The organism is Pseudoalteromonas sp. 20-MNA-CIBAN-0454 (genome assembly GCF_040308685.1).
In the GTDB taxonomy this organism is placed as follows: domain Bacteria; phylum Pseudomonadota; class Gammaproteobacteria; order Enterobacterales; family Alteromonadaceae; genus Pseudoalteromonas; species Pseudoalteromonas nigrifaciens.
Window position 1 is genome coordinate 1 of record NZ_JBEOOB010000197.1, and the last position, 257, is coordinate 257.

At 72.8% G+C, this 257-nt stretch carries 1 protein-coding gene; it reads right to left on the reverse strand.

The genetic code is table 11. From position 1 onward, the window contains the following. On the reverse strand, positions 1-257 hold a 257-nt coding region (locus tag AAEZ22_RS18490), incomplete at both ends, for a substrate-binding domain-containing protein (protein ID WP_352298524.1).

Sequence of the window (257 nt, forward strand, 5' to 3'; positions counted from 1 at the left end):
GTGATCGACAACTGCGCGGGCACGTCGATGCCGAGCGCCTGTGCTTCGAGCAACGCGCCGAGCGCGAGCGCGTCGTTGCCGCAGATCACCGCGGTCGGCCGCGTCGCCGCGTCGCTGCCGACGATCGCGCGCAGGCTCGCCCGCCCGAACGCGATCGTGGCCGCGCCTTCATGCTGATGCACGGGGCGCACCGCGAGCCCATGCGCGGCAAGCGTGTCGTGAATGCCGCGCAGGCGAGCCTGGACGCGGTCGTTGTC